At 41.7% G+C, this 19,650-nt stretch carries 16 protein-coding genes and 1 pseudogene; 13 read left to right on the top strand and 4 right to left on the bottom strand.

What is annotated here, in order from left to right; translation table 11 throughout:
* Positions 1-94: 94 nt before the first annotated feature.
* From JOC31_RS07510 to JOC31_RS07500, 3 genes and pseudogenes are all read right to left on the bottom strand, one after another.
* Positions 95-229, bottom strand: a pseudogene (locus tag JOC31_RS07510) (peptidase M42); the annotation flags it as partial.
* 9 nt (positions 230-238) lie between these two features.
* Positions 239-694 (bottom strand): class Ib ribonucleoside-diphosphate reductase assembly flavoprotein NrdI, encoded by a 456-nt coding sequence (nrdI, locus tag JOC31_RS07505; RefSeq protein WP_205017545.1) that lies wholly within the window; start codon positions 692-694, stop codon positions 239-241.
* Between the two features lie 177 nt (positions 695-871).
* Positions 872-3,619 (bottom strand): bifunctional 2',3'-cyclic-nucleotide 2'-phosphodiesterase/3'-nucleotidase, encoded by a 2,748-nt coding sequence (locus tag JOC31_RS07500; RefSeq protein ID WP_205017544.1) that lies wholly within the window; start codon positions 3,617-3,619, stop codon positions 872-874.
* A gap of 286 nt (positions 3,620-3,905) precedes the next feature.
* Here JOC31_RS07500 and JOC31_RS07495 point away from each other — a divergent pair, with 286 nt between their 5' ends.
* The 9 genes from JOC31_RS07495 to JOC31_RS07455 all read left to right on the top strand — a co-directional run bounded on the left by JOC31_RS07495 (position 3,906) and on the right by JOC31_RS07455 (position 12,135).
* Positions 3,906-6,125 (top strand): RelA/SpoT family protein, encoded by a 2,220-nt coding sequence (locus JOC31_RS07495; RefSeq protein WP_205017543.1) that lies wholly within the window; start codon positions 3,906-3,908, stop codon positions 6,123-6,125.
* Between the two features lie 76 nt (positions 6,126-6,201).
* Positions 6,202-6,645: a D-aminoacyl-tRNA deacylase gene (gene dtd, locus JOC31_RS07490; protein ID WP_205017542.1), complete on the top strand. Its 444-nt coding sequence runs from the start codon at positions 6,202-6,204 to the stop codon at positions 6,643-6,645.
* 70 nt (positions 6,646-6,715) lie between these two features.
* Positions 6,716-7,450: an SH3 domain-containing protein gene (locus JOC31_RS07485; RefSeq protein ID WP_205017541.1), complete on the top strand. Its 735-nt coding sequence runs from the start codon at positions 6,716-6,718 to the stop codon at positions 7,448-7,450.
* Between the two features lie 106 nt (positions 7,451-7,556).
* Complete coding sequence (locus JOC31_RS07480) at positions 7,557-8,183, top strand: YczE/YyaS/YitT family protein (protein ID WP_205017540.1); 627 nt, start codon at positions 7,557-7,559, stop codon at positions 8,181-8,183.
* A 213-nt stretch (positions 8,184-8,396) separates the two neighbouring features.
* Complete coding sequence (locus tag JOC31_RS07475) at positions 8,397-8,828, top strand: Rrf2 family transcriptional regulator (protein ID WP_205017539.1); 432 nt, start codon at positions 8,397-8,399, stop codon at positions 8,826-8,828.
* A 12-nt stretch (positions 8,829-8,840) separates the two neighbouring features.
* Positions 8,841-9,845, top strand: a complete 1,005-nt coding sequence (locus tag JOC31_RS07470; protein ID WP_205017538.1) for an NADP-dependent oxidoreductase — start codon at positions 8,841-8,843, stop codon at positions 9,843-9,845.
* Between the two features lie 9 nt (positions 9,846-9,854).
* On the top strand, positions 9,855-10,592 hold the full coding sequence (locus JOC31_RS07465; protein WP_205017537.1) for an SDR family NAD(P)-dependent oxidoreductase: 738 nt from the start codon (positions 9,855-9,857) through the stop codon (positions 10,590-10,592).
* Position 10,593: 1 nt separating this feature from the next.
* Complete coding sequence (locus tag JOC31_RS07460) at positions 10,594-11,430, top strand: alpha/beta fold hydrolase (RefSeq protein WP_205017536.1); 837 nt, start codon at positions 10,594-10,596, stop codon at positions 11,428-11,430.
* A gap of 183 nt (positions 11,431-11,613) precedes the next feature.
* Entirely contained in the window at positions 11,614-12,135 is a 522-nt protein-coding gene (locus JOC31_RS07455; RefSeq protein ID WP_205017535.1) for a GNAT family N-acetyltransferase, read from the top strand.
* Positions 12,136-12,263: 128 nt separating this feature from the next.
* Here JOC31_RS07455 and treR read toward each other — a convergent pair whose 3' ends face one another.
* On the bottom strand, positions 12,264-12,974 hold the full coding sequence (gene treR / locus JOC31_RS07450; protein ID WP_205017534.1) for a trehalose operon repressor: 711 nt from the start codon (positions 12,972-12,974) through the stop codon (positions 12,264-12,266).
* A gap of 157 nt (positions 12,975-13,131) precedes the next feature.
* Here treR and treP point away from each other — a divergent pair, with 157 nt between their 5' ends.
* From treP to JOC31_RS07430, 4 genes are all read left to right on the top strand, one after another.
* Complete coding sequence (treP, locus tag JOC31_RS07445; protein ID WP_205017533.1) at positions 13,132-15,099, top strand: PTS system trehalose-specific EIIBC component; 1,968 nt, start codon at positions 13,132-13,134, stop codon at positions 15,097-15,099.
* 44 nt (positions 15,100-15,143) lie between these two features.
* Positions 15,144-16,784: an alpha,alpha-phosphotrehalase gene (treC, locus tag JOC31_RS07440; RefSeq protein WP_205017532.1), complete on the top strand. Its 1,641-nt coding sequence runs from the start codon at positions 15,144-15,146 to the stop codon at positions 16,782-16,784.
* 39 nt (positions 16,785-16,823) lie between these two features.
* Positions 16,824-17,561: a CPBP family intramembrane glutamic endopeptidase gene (locus tag JOC31_RS07435; RefSeq protein ID WP_205017531.1), complete on the top strand. Its 738-nt coding sequence runs from the start codon at positions 16,824-16,826 to the stop codon at positions 17,559-17,561.
* Between the two features lie 192 nt (positions 17,562-17,753).
* Positions 17,754-19,649 carry a M13 family metallopeptidase gene (locus JOC31_RS07430; protein WP_205017530.1) on the top strand — a complete coding sequence of 632 codons (1,896 nt, stop codon included), beginning with the start codon at positions 17,754-17,756 and terminating at the stop codon, positions 19,647-19,649.
* Position 19,650: the final 1 nt, after the last annotated feature.

Below are 19,650 nucleotides of genomic sequence, written 5' to 3'. Positions count from 1 at the left end.
TATCCTTTGACAAATATCTAAGCCGACTACTTTAGGTCAAAAAAGGTTCTGTCGTTCAGAAAATGAAATGGAGTATCTCATGCGTTTGTCGTGCGCCCTTGTTGGTACGTTTGACCTGGTAGCCAAAGGATTCAATTTCAGACTGAACATAGTCCATGATTTTGTGGGTAAAGCCAGTTGGCGATGGGATATTTGTCAATTTTGTAATATAGTCAACGGTTGTTTTCATAAGTTCTCCTTAATGTGTAAAGTCAGCCTGTGCTTTTAAGATAATAGCTGCTAGACGCTCAATATCTGAGATAGTGCCGCGTAATTCAAAGTCACCAAGCATTGGAAAACCGAAGCGCTGGCTATATTGTTTAGCAGTTAGACAGTATTGGTTGTTAAAATTACGATTACCAGAACCGATAATACCAAAGCAGTTTTTGAAGTTATCATGAGCTGCGATAAAGTCACCCAGTGGATTGGTCAAAATTTCGACATCTCCATCGTCAATCCCATTTCCACCCTCCAGATAAGTAGGTAAAATAGCCACAAAAGGCTCTTCAACTGGGAACGTTTGGTGGTCTAGTTCCTTGATATTGATTTGACGGGTGGTGATACTATGGTTGAAAGCAAGATAGTCTGAGAGCCGCTTAACAAAACTGAGCGTATTGCCACTAAGACTAATAAAAACAATCGTTAGTTGAGACATGATTTCTCCTTTTTAATGTGATAAACAGAGTATTTTAGTGCTTTTATTTTAGCATGAGAGAGGAGCTTTTTCAATGAGACTTAATCCCATTTAAAATCCCTTATTCAGTTGACTATCTGAATAAGGGATTTTACTAGGATTTAGTGTTGATAGGGATGATCCCATCAATTATTTTTCTTAGTGACGGCGTTTTTTGAGACCGAAGAAGCCAAGAATGCTCATCATTCCCAAACCAATCATTGTTAGTGTACTGCTTTCCTGACTACCAGTTTCTGGAAGTGTAGTCTCTTGTGCTTTAGCTAGCTTAGAGTTAGCTTTAGTTGCAGCTACTACTTGGTTTTGCTTGTGAGAAAGTGTTTCTTGGTAGGCTTTAGCGACAGTCTGGTAGATGACAGTTTCTAGTTGACTATCGGCGTTAGCTTTAGTGTTTTGAACATTATTAGTGCTATATTTACTGCTTTGATTGTTGCTAGCTTTATCGCTTTTAACGTTTTGATTGTTGTTAGACTTGTCGTTGTCTTTAGTGTTTTGATTGTCGCTAGCTTTGTCGCTGTCTTTAGTGTTTTGATTGTCGCTAGCCTTATCGCTATCTTTAGTGTTTTGATTGTCGCTAGCTTTATCGCTGTCTTTAGTGTTTTGATTGTCGCTAGTGTTATCACTAGCTTTATTATCTTGGTCGTCAGTCTTATTATCTTGCTGATTTTCAGAAGCTGTGTAATGGAATTGGTATTCTCCAAATCCTTCAGAGCTTGAGGCACCGACATAAGTGATGTTTTTGTTGTCTGCGAGATGGTTTTGGGCAGTTTCTGATGACAAGAAACGTAGATCAGCTCCTTTGATGCTATCTGTAAATGACCAGTTATTATCAGCAGAAGGGTTAATCACTTTCTCAGAAACGATGTAGTCAATGAGAACTTGACGGTTTTCAAGGTTAAGAAGGCGTTTTTCAGCAGCGTCTCGAACACCAGGGAAGTTACCTGTTGCACGGTAGTTGTTGCTGGCTACGATAAAGACTTGGTCAGGGTCAATATCTTTACCTTGATACTGAAGGTTACGAACACGATTAGCATCAGGGTTAACTAGATTTCCTTCAAAATCATATTTGTTAGGTTGTGTGATATCGAATTGATAAGTCAAACCATCAATAACATCGAAGTTGTAAGAACGGTAGTTACTGTTGATTAGTTGTTGTGGTTCGGTGCTGTTTGGATCAATTTGGTTAAATTGACCAGCTGACATTTCCAACCATTCCTTGATTTGAGCGCCTGTTAGTTTGATGATGGCAGTGACATTGTCGTAGAGGTAGAGGTCTGCCACGTTTTTAATAGCTAAAGGACCTACAGGGATATCAGTGTAGTAGCTAGCATCACCGCGTGTACCAGCTTTAAAAGGAGCGGCAGCGGATAAGATTGGAAGATCTGCATCGGCTGTACCAGCTAGTTGTTGTTTCACATACCATTCTTGAGCATTGTTTACAATTTGAATAGATGGGTCATCAGTTACTTGGGCAAAGTAGCTGGTAATTGGTGCTGTTGTTTCACCGACCTCTTTACGGACGTAATCGATAGTACCTTGGTGTTCTTCAGCAACCATATCAATCAATTCTTGGTCAACATCAGTTGATTTGGTATCGATTTTTTGCAATTTAGCCTTGCTGTTAGCGACAGTCCATTTACCATCTTTGTAGGTTAATTGGATATCCATGATACCTAGGTGGTCACCAAATTTACCAGCCATGACAACAGGCTTGCCATTGATGAGACCGTTAACATCATCGACTCCAGCGTATCTAGCGTAGAAGCTTGTGCCATCTCCATTAGGGAAGTTGGCGTGTGAGTGACCTGTTGCGACAGCGTCAACACCATCGATAGCAGCTAACTGGTAGCCTTCGTTTTCTTCGTTTTTAGTGTATTGGTCATCACCGATACCTGAGTGAGCTGCGACAAGAATAAAGTCAGCGCCATCTGCCTTCATCTTAGGAACCATAGCCTTAACAGCTTCGAGTGGGTCATCTACGATAACTTTTCCTTCTAAGTTAGCCTTATCCCACACTAAGATTTGTGTAGGAACTACCCCAGTGATACCGATTTTGATGGTAACAGGTTTGCCGTCTGTATTTGTAAAGTTTTTCTCGATAATTTTATACGGAGTGTAGTAGTTTTCACCTGTTTTAGCGTTACGAATATTAGCATTGATGATGTTGATATTGGCAGCTTTAACCATGCGGTCGATGAACTCTAAACCATAGTTAAACTCATGGTTACCGAGTGTTTCAGCATCATAGCCTAATTTTTCAAATGCTTTGTACATAGGGTGTGTTTCACCCTCTTTAACAGGATTGATAAGGGCTTCATACGTCCCAAAAGGTGTTCCTTGGATAGTATCTCCACTGTCAACAAGTACAGTATTGCTGTTTTCTTCGCGAGCTTGTTTGATGAGGACAGCTGTTTTGGCAAGACCTACAGCTTGAGACTCCTTATCTTGGTAATAGTCATAGTTTACCAAGTTGGTGTGAAGGTCAGTTGTTGATAGGATACGCATGTTGACACTGTCACCTTCGACAGGTTCTGCGACGGTAGCTTCGGTACTTGGTTCAGTGATAGCTTCTGTAACAGGGACATTTTCCGTTGTACTTGTCTCACTGTCGCTAACAGGTGTCTCAGTAGTTGTAGCAACAGTTTCTGTTGTGACAAGGTCACTTGTCACATCTGTAGGAGCTGCTGTAGAATCGCTTACAGTGGTCTCAATTGTAGCTGTATCTACTGATGAGGTAGCGGTAGCTTGGTCTTGTGTGGCCACCAACTCAGTTGCGGTATCGCTAGGGAGATCTGAAGTGATTTCATCTGCCTTGATAAGCTGACCGGAGCTAGCGAGAACAAGTGCAGAGAGAAGAAGTGCACTTTTAGGGATATAAGATTTTGCCATAAACATTTCCTTTTTCTAATTTCTTACCTTACATATTATATAAAATGGAACCCCATTCATCAATATATTGCTTCCAAAATGAGATGTAAAGGCGAATGTTTTTAAAATTTAATGATAATATTGTTCGATTTCTTTTGCTGCTAGTTGGCTTTGAGAAAGGGGGAGAAAATCTTTTCTTTCGTTACCTTAAAAGCATTTTTTAGCCATCTCTTTTTTCATTTTAATCAGAAAAGTGGTAAAATAGGTAACAATATTATTTTTTTTTCTAGTAAAAAGAGGACTAAGTATGGTGAAAGAAGTCAATTTAACAGGGGAAGAGGTTGTCGCACTAACGGCTCAGTATATGAGTCAAGCTGATGTGGATTTTGTTCAAAAAGCCTTAGAATATGCTACAGCAGCACATTCACTACAGTTTAGAAAATCAGGTGAGCCTTACATTATTCATCCCATTCAGGTAGCTGGGATTCTGGCAGGCTTGCATCTGGATGCTTGTACAGTAGCCTGTGGTTTTTTACATGACGTGGTAGAAGATACAGATATCACACTAGATGATATTGAGTTTGACTTTGGTAAGGATGTCAGAGATATCGTTGATGGTGTGACCAAGCTAGGTAAGGTGGAGTACAAGTCTCATGAGGAGCAGTTGGCTGAGAATCATCGCAAGATGCTCATGGCCATGTCTAAGGATATCCGCGTTATCCTGGTGAAGCTAGCTGACCGTCTTCACAATATGCGTACGCTCAAACATTTGCGTCCTGACAAGCAAAAACGTATCTCACGTGAGACCATGGAGATTTATGCACCATTGGCGCACCGATTGGGGATTAGTACCATCAAGTGGGAATTGGAGGATATGTCTTTTCGTTACCTCAATGAGGTGGAATTCTACAAGATTTCTCATATGATGACTGAAAAGCGTCGTGAACGCGAAGCCTTGGTGGATGAGATTGTTGATAAGATTAAGACAACCACACAAGAACAAGGTGTTTTTGGTGAGGTCTATGGTCGTCCAAAGCATATTTACTCTATCTATCGCAAGATGCGTGACAAGAAGAAACGTTTTGATCAGATTTTTGATTTGATTGCCATTCGTTGTGTCATGGAAACGCAGAGCGATGTCTATGCCATGTTGGGTTACATTCATGAACTGTGGAGACCAATGCCAGGTCGTTTCAAGGATTATATTGCTAATCCTAAAGCCAATGGATACCAGTCTATCCATACAACGGTTTATGGTCCAAAAGGGCCTATTGAGATTCAAATCCGTACCAAGGAAATGCATCAAGTCGCTGAGTATGGGGTTGCCGCTCACTGGGCTTATAAAAAAGGTATTACTTCTAAGGTAGATAGCAAAGAGCAGGCTGTCGGGATGAACTGGATTAAAGATCTGGTTGAGTTGCAGGATGCTTCTGATGGTAATGCCAAGAACTTCGTTGACTCGGTCAAAGAGGATATTTTCTCAGAGCGTATCTATGTCTTTACACCGACAGGGGCTGTGCAGGAGTTACCAAAAGACTCTGGTCCGATTGACTTTGCTTACGCTATTCACACCCAAGTTGGGGAGAAGGCTACAGGTGCCAAGGTTAATGGTCGTATGGTGCCATTGACAGCCAAACTCAAGACAGGCGATGTCGTCGAGATTGTCACTAATAGCAACTCCTTTGGACCAAGCCGTGACTGGATTAAGATTGTTAAGACAACCAAGGCTCGTAACAAGATTCGTCAGTTCTTTAAAAATCAAGACAAGGAACTCTCAGTCAACAAGGGACGTGACTTACTGCTCAGCTATTTCCAAGAGCAAGGTTATGTCGCTAACAAATACCTAGACAAAAAGCATATTGAAGCTATCTTACCTCGTCTCAGCGTTCGTAGTGAGGAAGCTCTTTACGCGGCTGTTGGTTTTGGAGAAATCAGCCCCGCTTCTGTCTTTAACAAGCTGACTGAAAAAGAGCGCCGTGAGGAAGAGCGTGCCAAGGCTAAGGCTGAAGCAGATGAATTGCTTAATGGTGGCGAGATTAAGACGGAGAACAAGGATGTTCTCAAGGTCAAGAGTGAAAATGGCGTAGTCATTCAAGGGGCTTCAGGCTTATTGATGCGTATCGCTAAATGTTGTAACCCTGTACCTGGTGATGAGATTGAAGGCTATATCACTAAGGGGCGCGGTGTTGCCATTCACCGTGCTGACTGTCACAATATCAAGAGTCAAGAAGGCTATGAGCAGCGCCTGATTGAAGTGGAGTGGGACAGCGAAAACACTAGCAAGGATTACTTGGCAGAGATTGATATCTACGGACTCAATCGTTCAGGGCTTTTGAACGATATTCTCCAGATGCTGTCAAATACGACTAAAAATGTTTTGACGGTCAACGCTCAACCAAGTAAAGACATGAAGTTTGCTAATATCCACCTGAGCTTCAATGTCCCTAACCTAGCAGAATTAACCAGCTTAGTGGATAAGATTAAGATTATTCCTGATGTGTACAGTGTTAAGCGGACAAATGGGTAATGTGACGAAATATGAGATTTTAAAATCGGCTTTTCTGTTGAATTGACCGATTTTTCTCTTTAGAAAGGAAAAAATCATGAAATTAGTTATTCAACGTGTTACAGAGGCTTCTGTCACTATCGACGGTGAGCTTAGAGGTGCTATTGGTCAGGGATTGCTACTCTTGGTTGGTATAGGTCCTGATGATACCAATGATGATTTGGATTATGCAGTTCGAAAACTTTTGAATATGCGTATCTTCTCTGATGAGGAGGGCAAGATGAACTTGTCTGTCTTGGATATCGGGGGTCAGGTGTTATCGATTTCTCAGTTTACACTCTTTGCGGAGACGAAAAAAGGAAATCGCCCAGCCTTTACCAAGGCGGCTAAACCTGACTTAGCTAGCCAGCTTTACGACCTTTTTAATGCTAAAATGGCAGAGCAGCTGCCAGTCAAAACAGGTGTTTTTGGAGCTGATATGCAGGTGAGTTTAGTCAATGATGGACCTGTGACCATTCTTTTAGATACCAAAAATCCCTAAAAAAGTGAAAACTTGCGATTTTTTAATAGATGTTTTTGCAAGCTACCTAAAAGTTTAGTACAATAGACGTATGAATAAAAGAACAGGATTAGCTTTGGGAGCCATAGGACTTGCCTTACCGTGGTTGCTCATGATGATTAGCCTCAGCCAAAATCCTATTAAGAAAACGACTCGGACCTCCAGCTCCTCATCAGTTGATTTAAAACACTTGAAAATGGATGTGTCGGCCATTGCCAATGGTGATTTTACGAGCTTAACAGGAACATGGCAAAATAGTGCAGGTCTAACGCTTATTTTTGATAAAAGTGGTTTGATTAGCCCCTCAGCCAATAAGGTGACTGCTATCCGCTATCGTGACGGTTTTGCGCGTGCCATTTTAACCAATAAAAAAGAATCATCAGATGCTTATCGAGATGGGGTCGGTATCTGGTTTTACCCTCAAGGAATAGCGACACGTGTCAACGGCTATAAGCAAGATAAGGATTCGATTGTTATTTCAAGTAGTGGCAACGGAGAAGATAATCCTTACTTCAAAGTCTCAATAGCGACACGCTTGACCGATTCAGGAGAAGCAGATACCTCGTCTGATTATACGAATGCTAATATTGACGAAGTAGCTGGTACCTACACCTTGACGAAGGCAGCAGACGTCAAGGCGAGTCCAGATAGCTCCGCTAAAACAGTTGCGACCTATGCAACTGGTCAGTCGATTAATTATGATCAGCTAGTAACAGTGGATAAGCAGCAGTGGTTATCTTACCTCAGCAGTAGCGGAGAAAGACGCTATGTGTTAATGAAAAAATAAAGTGGAGCAATTTTGCTTCCACTTTTTGCGTAATAACAGACTACTATGAAAAATCATTTTTGATTTGAGATAATAGTCATTAGTGAATATCTGGAAAGGGAATCTTATGTTTAAACGCTTGCTTATCTTTTGTTTAGGGGTATCAGCACTTGCTCTTGGTATTGTGTTAAATACCAAGACGATGCTAGGAGTGTCTTCAATCTCGTCAGTACCTTATGTTCTCAGTAATTTCAGCCCTTTAAGTTTGGGTCAGGCAACAATGGCAATGTATATCATCTATGTGCTATCTCAGGTTGTCTTGCTCAAAAGGTTGACAGTCAAGATGGTGTTGCAGATTCCTTTTGCCTTTCTCTTTGGGCTCATCGTTGATCTGTTTGATGGACTGTTGCAGCTGACACCAACCAGCTTTATGTGGTCTTTGGTATACTTGGTGCTAGCAATTGTCATTACTGCCTTTGGTGCTTGTTTGGTTGTTTCGATGAACCTCGTTCTTAATCCGCCGGATGGGATTGTCAACACTATTGCCTTTGTTAGCAATCAGGAATTTGGTCGTATCAAATTGATTTTTGATTGTAGTATGGTCAGTCTGTCGCTTATCTTATCTTGGGTGTTTAGCCATCGGCTGATTGGGTTTGGTCTTGGAACTATTGCGTCTGCATTGTTTATCGGACAACTGATTTCCTTTTTTAATCATTATCTCGCAAGTTTTTTTGCGAGGGTGACTAATAGCTAGACTTATAGAGAGGATAGTTGGCAATGAGAGGTTTTATACCTCTTTTTTTGAGGCCTTACTATGAGTAGGTACTGGTTTTAGAGGGAATCAATCTGAGCTGACGGGCGTGCTAGAGGAAAGTTATTTGATAATTTTGGAGCATTGTACTTGCCTATGCTATTCTTTCTTGATAAACTTGTATCTAAATCGAGTACAAGCTTAGGAGGGAAACTAGTGGATACAAAATTTTCGGTGGCATTACACCTTCTTGTTTTTGTAGCTGAGAGTGACAAGGTTGCCTCTTCAGAAAACCTCGCTAAGAGTGTGGGCACTAATGCTAGCCATATTCGTAAGATTACACGGTTACTTAAGCAAGCAGGGATTTTAAACAGTCAACAAGGAAAGTCAGGCTTTGTCTTAACTAAGGATAAGCGCGATATCAGCTTAGCAGCTATTTACCAGGCTGTTTATCCTGATAAGGCTCTGCTTCATATCCATGAAGACCCCAATCCTGATTGTCCGATTGGTAAGCAGATTGGACAAGTCCTAAGACCGACCTTTGCCACAATTGAAGATCAGCTTATGCGAGAGCTAGAAGAAGAGAGTTTGGCAGATATCATTGACAAGCTCTATCAAAGCACTAATACAAATACAGATCATAACTAGAAAAGAGAACTCATGAAAGCAGCACAATTACTACGTTACAGCAAAACAAGTACAGACCTTACAATCAACGATATTGCTAAACCAAAACCAAAGGCAGATGAAATCTTGGTCAAGGTAAAGGCAGCAGGTGTCAATCCTGTAGATAATATGATAACAGCAGGTGATGTGAAGCTTATCGTTCCTTACGACTTGCCTCTTACAGCGGGTAATGAATTTGCAGGTATTGTTGAGGAGACAGGTTCACAGGTGACACAGTTTAAGGCAGGCGATCGTGTCTATGCTCGTATGCCGCTTGAAAAAACAGGCGCTTTTGCGGAGTATCTAACAATCTCTGAGAAAGAAGTTGCACTGATCCCAGACTACCTAACATTTGAAGAAGCAGCAACTGTTCCCTTGACAGCCCTAACGGCCTATCAGGCCTTGGATTTGCTTAAGGTTGAAGCAGGAAAGACAATCTTTATCTCTGGAGGAACAGGTGGTTTTGGAGCTGTAGCGATTCCGTTAGCCAAGGCACATGGACTCAAGGTTATTACTAATGGCGGTGCGAGAAATGAGGCGCGTGTACGTGAGCTTGGCGTGGATCAGTTTATCGATTATCAAAAAGAAGACTATACAAAGGTTCTATCTAATGTGGACTACGTCATTGATACGCTAGGTGGCCAGGAGCTTGATAAGCAGTTTAGCATCTTGAAAAAAGGTGGTAGTCTGGTGACCCTTCGTGGAGTCCCTAACAAGGCATTTGCTCAGTCTATGGGGCTTTCTGGTTTCAAACAATTTTTATTTGGCTTGGTTGGTCGTAAGTACGATAAACTAGCTGCTAAAAACGATCAAACCTACCACTTTATCTTTGTTCAATCTAACGGTCAGCAACTGACGGAAATTTCTCAAATTTTCCAAGAGAAACAAGTACCGACATCAATTGATACGATTTATGATTTTGAGGAAGTTAACAAAGCCTTGGATAAGGTTAAAAATGGTCGTTCGCAAGGTAAGACAATTGTGACCTTTAAGGATTAGGAGAATAGTATGACAAAGTCTTATGCAGTAGTGACAGGAGCCAGCTCAGGTATCGGCAGAGAGGCAGCTAAAGCCTTGGCAAAACGAGGTCATCACTTGATTTTGGTGGCTAGACGAGAAGCAGCCTTGCTGTCCCTGAAAGAAGACATATTAGCTCAGGAACCTGACCTAGATATCATCCTCAGACCAACAGATTTGTCGCAGGCAGATCAAGTAGATACTCTTTATGACTTTATCAGCGACTATGACTTAGATATGCTACTCAACATTGCAGGTTTGGGGCAGTCGGGTGCTATCGTTGAGACGGATTTGGTATCTTATGAGCAGTTGCTAGCGGTCAATGTGCATGCCACGATGACCTTGTCTAGCCGCTTTGCGAAGGATTATGCCCAAAAGTCCGCTCAGCTCATCAATGTCTCATCAGCTGTTGGTTACGTTATCGCTAAGGATAATGTGATTTACTCGGCCAGCAAATTTTTTATCAATGCCTTTACTCAGGGCTTGGCAAATGAAATGGCTGATAGTCCCTTACAAGTGAAGATTTTTGCACCAGCTTTGACGGCAACTGACTTTATCGAGGATATGGGGACAGGTGACTTATCGCCTTTTATCAAACCTGTTAATGAGGTGGTTGCTTATTTGTTGCAACTGATTGATAGCTCAGCCAAGATTGGTTTGGTCAATGAAGAAAATACCTTTGTCTTGACGGATAAACTATTACCAGAACTAAACAGCTTTGGAGAATAATATGAAAGATTACTTACAAGTAGAAAGCCAGTTTGTGACAGGCAAAGAAGCTACCTATGCTTATCGTCAAATTGGACGAGAGGGTGGTCGTTTACTTTTGTTGCTACCGCATTTGGCAGCGACAATGGATAACTGGGATGCAAGGCTTATGAATGCCTTGGCAAAAGATTATCAGTTACTGGTTTTTGACAATCAAGGTGTCGGTGTGTCATCTGGTAAGGTACAAGCAAGTATTGAAGGAATGGCAGTAGGTGTCCTTGACTTTGTGACTGCCATGAAGTTGGAGCGTTTTGATCTGATGGGAATGTCAATGGGTGGCTTTGTTGCTCAGGAGTTCCTTGCTCTAGCACCTGAGAAGGTCGATAAACTGATTTTAGCAGGGACTGGTCCTCGTGGTGGGCAAGGGATTGAGCAAATTCGTAAGGTCACTTTTTCTGATATGTTCAGAGCAGGCCTTGAGCGGACAGACCCTAAGCGCTTTCTCTTTTTCAATCATGACGAAAAGGGTAAACGCTTTGCAGATAACTTTTTAAACAGCCTTAATCGACGTTCTAAAGACAATCAAGATAAGGCGATTAAACTGTCATCCTTTCTAAAACAGTTAGGTGCTATCAAACGCTGGGGGCAGGCACCAGCAGCTGATTTGTCGCTGATTAAACAGGCGACTTTGGTGATCAATGGGGATAACGATCGTATGGTACCAACTCGTAATAGCTATGATTTAGCGAAAGGCTTGTCAAACAGTCAACTGTCTATCCATCCCGAAGCTGGTCACGGTATCATTTTTCAGTATCCTGAGACCATAGCTACAGAGATTCGTCATTTTTTAGAAAACTAATCATAAAGCTGATGACTTGCTTGGTGGCAGGTGATTGGCTTTTTGCTCTTTGTCAAGAAAGCTTTTCAGGCTAATGTCTTATGTGTTTAGTCTGATACCTTTTTAGACAGTTTGGATGGGGTGTGTTATAATGGTCGCATCACTTTTAAGAAGCTAGGAGCCGAATCAAAAAGGAGATTAGACATGAAGATTAGACTAGCACTTGAGGACGAGTTACCTCTTGTTAGAGCCTTTTACCATTCTATGATTGATCAATTGCAGGACTCACCCTACTTTTTGGGGTGGGAGAAAGAGGTCTACCCAACGACGGCTTATTTGGAGGAGTCTGTTGGTAAGGAGCAATTGTACCTAGGAATTTTAGAAGATGAGATTGTCTCTGCTATGGTTGTCAACCACGACTGTAACGAAGGCTACGCCAAGTACGATTGGGAAATTGAAGCAGAGCCACAAGAAGTTAGTATCATCCATATTTTGGGTGTTTCTCCTAAGCATGCTGGGAAAGGCTATGCTAAGCAGATGCTAGAGACAGTCTTTGATAAGGCAAGAGAAGACCAACAAAAGGCTATTCGCTTAGATGTCCTAGCAGGCAATACCCCAGCTGAAAAACTTTACCAGCGGATGGGTTTTCAGTACAAAGAGACTGTTCAGATGTACTATGAAGATACAGGACTAACAGATTTTCATCTATACGAGTATCCTTTGTAGTTAGTGGTGCAGCATAGTCTAAAGAGTTAAATAGTAAAGCCGAGTTCTTGTAGTAGCAAGAATTCGGCTTTTTTTGATATCCGACAATTTTGGTAAAACTTGTTGTACTTTATGAACAATCTTTAGATTTAGTGATGTCTGATAGCATAGTCACTAAATTTAAATTTGTCTAGTTTATGTCTGCTTTCGGTGAATTGAAATTGTGTTTTATTATCAAGGTAAACCTTAGATTGGACACGAACGACATGTTTGTCTGTCCCTAAGTCGATGAAAAGTTTATCTGTTTCAGTAATATTATCGATAGTAATTTCTTTATAAGCACTGTCAATGGATAGCTTTAAATCGTTTTCCAAATAAGCATAGATGGACTGTTCTGCTATCGTTTTGGTCATATCCGGAATTAAGGTGAGTGATAGGTAATCAATATCTAAAACAGCAGCAACATCGTCAACAATTCGTTGGCGAATGACTCGCCAAACACGATCGTTAATATGAAAGCCAGTAAGTAGCGCAAGTTCAGTATCGATAATGACCTTATCCACTGTAATAACACGTGTCTGTGATTGGATACCTTGAGCGCGAACGAGCTCTTGATACGAGGTTAACTCTGAGACGGGGAAGTTGAACTGCTCTTGTCTTAGTACAAGAGAACCGCTTCCTTTCTTTTTGCTGATAATCCCCTCTTTCGACAATATGGAAAGAGCCTTACGCACGGTTTCTCGACTGACCTGAAATTGAGAGGCTAGTTGGTGCTCGGTGGGAAGGTGGCTACCAGCAGTATAGACTCCAGATTTTATAGCATCCTTGAGTTGATGGTAAATAGTTTTATATTTCTTCATATACTTTCCTTGTTAAAAGATGTCTATATTTTAGCATACAAATTTTAGAATTTGTTGAATTTTCTTGAAAATATTTCAGAAGAGCTTGTTGTTTGTTATGTCATCGCTTACAATAACATTATCAATCAGATAATAATAAAGGTAAGAGGAAATTATTATGGGAAAATTTGAACAAGATGCCAAGGCTCTCCTAGAAGCTGTCGGCGGAAAAGAAAATGTGTCAGCCGTAACACACTGTGCGACACGTATGCGTTTTGTTTTAGGTAATCCATCTAAGGCGGATGTTAAGGCAATTGAAACAATTCCATCTGTGAAGGGAACCTTTACCAACGCAGGACAGTTTCAAGTCATTATCGGAAACGATGTTCCAGTCTTCTATAATGACTTTACAGCTGTTTCAGGTATTGAAGGGGTTTCAAAAGAAGCGGCTAAATCAGCAGCTAAGAGTCACCAAAATCCTATCCAACGTGTGATGACCATGTTGGCAGAAATCTTTACCCCAATTATTCCAGCTATTATCGTAGGTGGTTTGATTCTTGGTTTTCGTAATATTCTTGAAGGGGTGCACTGGTCAGCTCTTGACGGTAAGACAATCGTTGATGTTTCTCAATTCTGGTCAGGTGTTAATTCTTTCCTTTGGTTACCAGGTGAGGCTATTTTCCACTACTTACCAGTAGGGATTGTATGGTCAGTTTCTCGTAAGATGGGTACCAGCCAAATTTTGGGGATTGTGTTGGGAATCTGTTTGATTTCGCCTAACCAATTGCTCAATGCCTACAATGTGGCTAGTACGTCACATGCTGAAATCATGAAAAATTGGGTTTGGGACTTTGGCTTCTTCCAAGTTCAAAAAATTGGTTATCAAGCCCAGGTTATCCCAGCTCTTTTAGCAGGACTTGCGCTATCTTACCTTGAAATCTTTTGGCGTAAACGTATCCCAGAAGTGGTATCAATGATCTTTGTACCATTCTTGTCATTGATCCCAGCACTTATCTTGGCTCACACTGTATTGGGGCCAATTGGTTGGACAATCGGTCAATGGATTTCAACCATTGTACTTGCTGGATTGACAGGTTCATTTAAATGGTTATTTGGTGCCATTTTCGGTGCCCTCTATGCTCCACTCGTTATCACAGGTCTTCACCACATGACCAATGCCATCGACACTCAGTTGATTGCTGATGCTGGAGGAACAGCCCTTTGGCCAATGATTGCTCTATCAAATATCGCACAAGGTTCAGCCGTATTATCTTATTATTGGATGAATCGTCACGATGAACGTGAGGCTCAAATTGCCCTTCCTGCCGCTATTTCAGCCTATCTTGGTGTTACAGAACCGGCTCTCTTTGGTGTCAATGTTAAATATGTTTACCCATTTGTTGCAGGGATGATTGGTTCAGGAGTTGCAGGGCTATTGTCAACTAGCTTCAATGTAACAGCTAATGCTATTGGTATCGGAGGACTTCCAGGTATCCTATCAATTCAAGCTAAATATATGGGTATCTTTGCCCTCTTAATGTTGGTTGCTATTGTGGTACCATTTGCCCTCACTATTATTTTCCGTAAAGTAGGACTCTTCACAAAGGCTGAGGACGAAACAGTTAAATCTCCTCAAGTTGAGGCTATCGCTGAAGCTCAAGAAGCTGCTCAAGTTGAAAAAGGAACAATTGTTGAAGTGGTTAGTCCTTTGACAGGTCAGGCACGTGCTTTGTCAACAGCCGTTGATCCTGTTTTTGCACAAGGCGTTATGGGAAGCGGTTTGGTTATTGATCCGACTGAAGGAGAGTTGCTATCACCAGTAGAGGGTGTTGTTTCAGTTCTCTTCCCAACAAAACATGCTCTTGGTCTCGTCACAGACCAAGGTCTTGAAATGTTGATGCATATTGGTATGGATACTGTAAACCTAGACGGTCAGCATTTCACAGCACATGTCAAGCAAGGTGACCGTGTTCGTGTTGGTCAATCTTTAATTAGTTTTGATATTGATGCCATTAAAGCTGCAGGTTTCCCAACAGAAACGCCAGTTATCGTTACCAATCAGAACGATTTCCAACTGGATATTCCAGAAAACCTACCAATGGCAATTGAAGCGGGACAAGCTCTGCTATCAACAAGTAAAATCTAGAGAAAAGGAACTGTGAGGTTCCTTTCCCTGTTTAAGGAGTTATTATGACAATTGATAAAAAAAAGGTTGTATATCAGCTATATCCAAAATCATTTAAAGATACGACAGGAAATGGTGTCGGAGATTTACGAGGTATTATCGAGAAGTTGCCTTACCTAGCTGAGCTTGGTATTGATATGATTTGGCTCAATCCTTTTTATCCTAGTCCACAACGAGACAATGGCTATGACGTGTCAGACTATACAGCTATCAATCCAGACTTTGGTACCATGGAAGACTTTGAGAAAATGGTTGCGCGTGGTCAGGAATTAGGTATTGGTTTTATGTTGGATATGGTACTTAATCATTGTTCAACAGAGCATGAGTGGTTTAAAAAGGCTCTTTTAGGTGATGCCTATTATCAAGACTTCTTCATTTTAAGAGATGAGCCGACAGATTGGGTATCCAAGTTTGGTGGCAATGCTTGGGCACCGTTTGGAGATACTGGTAAGTACTATCTCCATCTCTTTGATAAGACTCAGGCTGATTTAAATTGGAGAAATCCTAATGTCCGTGAAGAACTTTATAAAGTGGTTAATTTCTGGCGTGAAAAGGGTGTTAAAGGATTCCGCTTTGATGTTATCAATCTGATTGGTAAGGATGAGGTTCTAGAAGATTGCCCTATCAATGATGGGAAACCTGCTTACACTGATAAACCTATCAATCATGACTATCTTCATATGCTTAATCAGGCTAGTTTTGGTCAAGATGACAGCCTAATGACAGTAGGAGAGATGTCTGCTACGACAGTTGATAATTGTATCCTATATACCAATCCAGACCGTCAAGAGCTTGATATGACCTTCAATTTCCATCACCTCAAGGTGGACTATGAAAGAGGTCAAAAATGGACGCAAAAAGCTTTTGATTTTGAAGAATTGCGTACTCTTTTCCATACCTGGGGAGAAGGTATGGACCAGGGTGGAGGTTGGAATGCCCTCTTTTGGACTTGCCATGACCAGCCTCGCGCGCTTAGTCGTTTTGTGGATGTGAAGAACTTCCGTAATGAAGGAGCGACTATGCTAGCAGCATCTATCCATCTGTCTCGTGGAACGCCTTATATTTACCAAGGTGAGGAAATCGGAATGTTGGATCCAGATTTTGATAGTCTCAGCGACTACGTGGATATTGAAAGTCTTAATGCCTTTGACATTATGACTGAATCTGGCAAGACCGAGCAGGAAGCATTAGCTATTATCAAGAGAAAGTCACGTGACAATGCCCGCACACCTATGCAGTGGGATGCTAGTGAAAATGCAGGATTTACGACAGGGACTCCTTGGTTGAAGGTTGGAAAAAGCTACGCTGATATCAATGTTGCTAGTGAAAAAAATGGTCCTATTTTTAACTTTTACCAAGAGCTCATTCGCTTACGTAAGGAAGAAGACATCATCTCAGAAGGGAGCTATAAGGCAGCCTTTACAGATAGTAAGCAAGTCTACGCTTTCGAACGTGAGTGGCAGGGACAACATCTCTTGGTTTTGAATAATTTTTATGCAAAACCTATTAAATTAGATTTACCAAAAGAGTATCAAAATGGACAGGTACTTATTAGTAACTATGATAATGTCACCCTAGACGATACCATTCAATTAGAAGCCTACCAAACGCTTGCCATTTTGATATCAGATCCCGTTACGACTTGATATGCTTTTTGCTATAATAGGAGGCATAAGGAGTTTGTTATGTCAAAAAAATCACTTTTGTTTCTATTGTTGATGGGGTTGTTATTGGTTGTTGAAAATACTGTTTTAGGTGTTGCCTTATCAGGTGTCTTTGGCTCAGAGTTTAGGTATTTGATGAAGACTTTGCTTTTAGCACTAACCTTTTACCTCCTTCTTCATCGTAGAGAATCGCTGACGCTACCTTTTAGAACATCAGTACCTTTTAAAGAGCAGGTTCTAGTGAATGGTCTTAGTCTAGTCTATTTGCTTCTCATTTGTTTACCTAGCTTGATATATGGTCTTGTTATCCATAGTGATTATTTGGTTGAGGCGCTTATTATTGCTCTTTGTGCTGGTTTTTTAGAGGAGTACCTTTGCCGTGGACTCTTTATTCAGTATGGTTTCAAGGGAGCATCGATTACCTATAAACAAGTGATTCAGGTTGTCTTGGTTTCAAGCCTCATATTTGGCTTTGCCCATATTGGAAATATCTTTGTTCAAGGTTTGTCTTTGACTCTATATCAGATGTTCTATGCTAGTGTACTGGGAGTGTATTTTGCAGCGATTGTCTTACGGACACGAACACTTTGGTGGACTATCTTTATTCACTTTATGATTGATGTGAGTTCGTTGCTGGCGACAGGAGATAGCAAATCAACAGCTCAGGTCAGCCTAGTTGCTCTCGTGATATGGGGACTGGTACTTTGCCATTCCTTCTACCTTATTCGACCAAGCAAACTTGGTTTGACTTTAGATTAAAAGAGATGGCTACTGCCCGTCTCTTTTTGTAATATCAACGGAGTTTATAAAGTCCGAAGAGCTACTATATTTAGCCAAAGCTTTAGAGAGGTAAAAACCAGTCAAGCTCCTGATTTTTTGTTACAATAGTAGCAGTTTAGAAAAAGATGCAGAAAGGCAGAGCTAGGGATTAGCTGGCTCTGGGTGTAGGATATGGTACGCTTACAAGACGATTTTTTTGATGCGGTCAATGGTGAATGGGAGAAGACAGCGGTTATCCCAGATGACAAGCCTCGTACAGGTGGTTTTTCAGATTTGGCAGACGAGATTGAGGATCTCATGCTTGAGACGACTGATGCTTGGCTAGAGGGTAAAGATCTTCCTCAAGAAGAGATTTTGGCTAACTTTGTCAAATTCCACAAGTTAGTAGCTAATTTTGACAAACGCGAGGCTCTTGGTGTTGAGCCAGTCAAGCCTTTGATTGCAGAATACCAAGCCTTAGAGAGCTTTAAAGACTTTACCAAGCAGTTGGCAACTTATGAATTGGCTGGTAAACCTAATCTTATGCCATTTGGTGTCGCACCCGACTTCATGAATGCTCAGCTCAACGTTCTTTGGGCAGAAGCACCGGGAACTATCTTGCCAGACACGACTTACTATGCAGAAGACAACGACAAGGGCAAGGAACTTCTTGCGACTTGGCGTCAATGTCAGGAAGACCTGCTGCCTAAATTTGGTTTTTCTGACGAAGAAATCAAAGATATGTTGGACAAGATCATTGACTTGGATGCCAAGTTGGCACAGTATGTCCTTTCAAGCGAGGAGTCTTCAGAGTATGTCAAACTCTATCACCCTTATGATTGGGCAGACTTTACTAAGTTAGTCCCTGAACTTCCTTTGGATGATTTCTTCCGTGAGATTCTCGGTCAGGTGCCAGACAAAATTATTGTGCCAGAGGAGCGTTTCTGGACAGAGTTTGCGGCGACTTATTATTCAGAAGCCAACTGGGAGGCTCTTAAGGCTGTCTTGGTCAAAGGCGCAGCGACAAGCTATACTTCATACCTAACGGATGAGATTCGTGTTCTTTCTGGAGCATATGGCAGAGCTTTATCAGGAACACCACAGGCACAGGACAAGCGAAAAGCAGCTTTTTACTTGGCACAAGGCCCATTCAATCAAGCCTTGGGGCTTTGGTATGCAGGGGAGAAATTCTCGCCAGAGGCTAAGGCGGATGTCGAAAGCAAGGTAGCAACCATGATTGAGGTCTATAAAGACCGCTTGGCGAAAAACACTTGGCTCAATGCTGAGACCCGTGACAAGGCCATCACGAAGCTCAATGTCATCACTCCACATATCGGTTACCCAGAGAAATTGCCAGAAACCTATGCTAAGAAAGTCATTGATGAGAATCTTTCTCTGATTGAAAATGCCCAAAACTTGGCTAAGATTTCGATTGCTCATTCATGGAGCAAATGGAACCAACCTGTTGACCGTAGCGAGTGGCACATGCCAGCTCACATGGTCAATGCCTACTACGACCCACAGCAGAACCAAATTGTTTTCCCAGCTGCCATCTTACAAGCACCATTTTACAGCTTGGAGCAGTCTTCATCTGCCAACTACGGTGGTATCGGAGCGGTCATTGCCCACGAGATTTCACATGCCTTTGATACCAACGGCGCTTCCTTTGACGAACACGGAAGCCTCAACAACTGGTGGACCGAAGAAGACTACGCAGCCTTCCAGGAACGTACGGATAAGGTTGTTGCCCAATTTGACGGTATTGACTTTGCAGAGGCTAAGGTTAATGGTAAATTGACTGTTTCTGAAAATGTAGCAGACCTTGGCGGTCTTGCGGCGGCTCTTGAAGCGGCTAAGAAAGAAGGAGACTTCTCAGCAGAGGACTACTTTGTCAATTTTGCGACTATCTGGCGTATGAAAGCGCGTGAAGAATACCTCCAATTATTGGTAGCCGTTGACGTGCATGCCCCAGGTAAACTCCGCACCAACGTTCAAGTTGCCAACTTTGATGACTTCCACGAGACCTTTGATGTTAAAGAAGGCGACGGCATGTGGCGTGCCAAGGCAGACCGTGTGATTATTTGGTAGG

This window comes from Streptococcus saliviloxodontae (assembly GCF_016908655.1).
GTDB classification, from domain to species: Bacteria; Bacillota; Bacilli; order Lactobacillales; family Streptococcaceae; genus Streptococcus; species Streptococcus saliviloxodontae.
Note: the sequence above shows the minus strand (reverse complement) of the source record. Positions and strands in the feature narration are given on the sequence as shown.

Excerpts from the sequence above, each read along its gene's own strand:
- JOC31_RS07435 (WP_205017531.1), top strand. The coding sequence starts at position 16,824 with ATGTCAAAAAAATCACTTTTGTTTCTATTGTTGATGGGGTTGTTATTG.
- nrdI (WP_205017545.1), bottom strand. The coding sequence starts at position 694 with ATGTCTCAACTAACGATTGTTTTTATTAGTCTTAGTGGCAATACGCTC.
- JOC31_RS07455 (WP_205017535.1), top strand. The coding sequence starts at position 11,614 with ATGAAGATTAGACTAGCACTTGAGGACGAGTTACCTCTTGTTAGAGCC.
- JOC31_RS07495 (WP_205017543.1), top strand. The coding sequence starts at position 3,906 with ATGGTGAAAGAAGTCAATTTAACAGGGGAAGAGGTTGTCGCACTAACG.
- JOC31_RS07485 (WP_205017541.1), top strand. The coding sequence starts at position 6,716 with ATGAATAAAAGAACAGGATTAGCTTTGGGAGCCATAGGACTTGCCTTA.
- JOC31_RS07460 (WP_205017536.1), top strand. The coding sequence starts at position 10,594 with ATGAAAGATTACTTACAAGTAGAAAGCCAGTTTGTGACAGGCAAAGAA.
- treP (WP_205017533.1), top strand. The coding sequence starts at position 13,132 with ATGGGAAAATTTGAACAAGATGCCAAGGCTCTCCTAGAAGCTGTCGGC.
- treC (WP_205017532.1), top strand. The coding sequence starts at position 15,144 with ATGACAATTGATAAAAAAAAGGTTGTATATCAGCTATATCCAAAATCA.
- JOC31_RS07480 (WP_205017540.1), top strand. The coding sequence starts at position 7,557 with ATGTTTAAACGCTTGCTTATCTTTTGTTTAGGGGTATCAGCACTTGCT.
- treR (WP_205017534.1), bottom strand. The coding sequence starts at position 12,974 with ATGAAGAAATATAAAACTATTTACCATCAACTCAAGGATGCTATAAAA.
- JOC31_RS07470 (WP_205017538.1), top strand. The coding sequence starts at position 8,841 with ATGAAAGCAGCACAATTACTACGTTACAGCAAAACAAGTACAGACCTT.
- JOC31_RS07465 (WP_205017537.1), top strand. The coding sequence starts at position 9,855 with ATGACAAAGTCTTATGCAGTAGTGACAGGAGCCAGCTCAGGTATCGGC.
- JOC31_RS07500 (WP_205017544.1), bottom strand. The coding sequence starts at position 3,619 with ATGGCAAAATCTTATATCCCTAAAAGTGCACTTCTTCTCTCTGCACTT.
- JOC31_RS07430 (WP_205017530.1), top strand. The coding sequence starts at position 17,754 with ATGGTACGCTTACAAGACGATTTTTTTGATGCGGTCAATGGTGAATGG.
- dtd (WP_205017542.1), top strand. The coding sequence starts at position 6,202 with ATGAAATTAGTTATTCAACGTGTTACAGAGGCTTCTGTCACTATCGAC.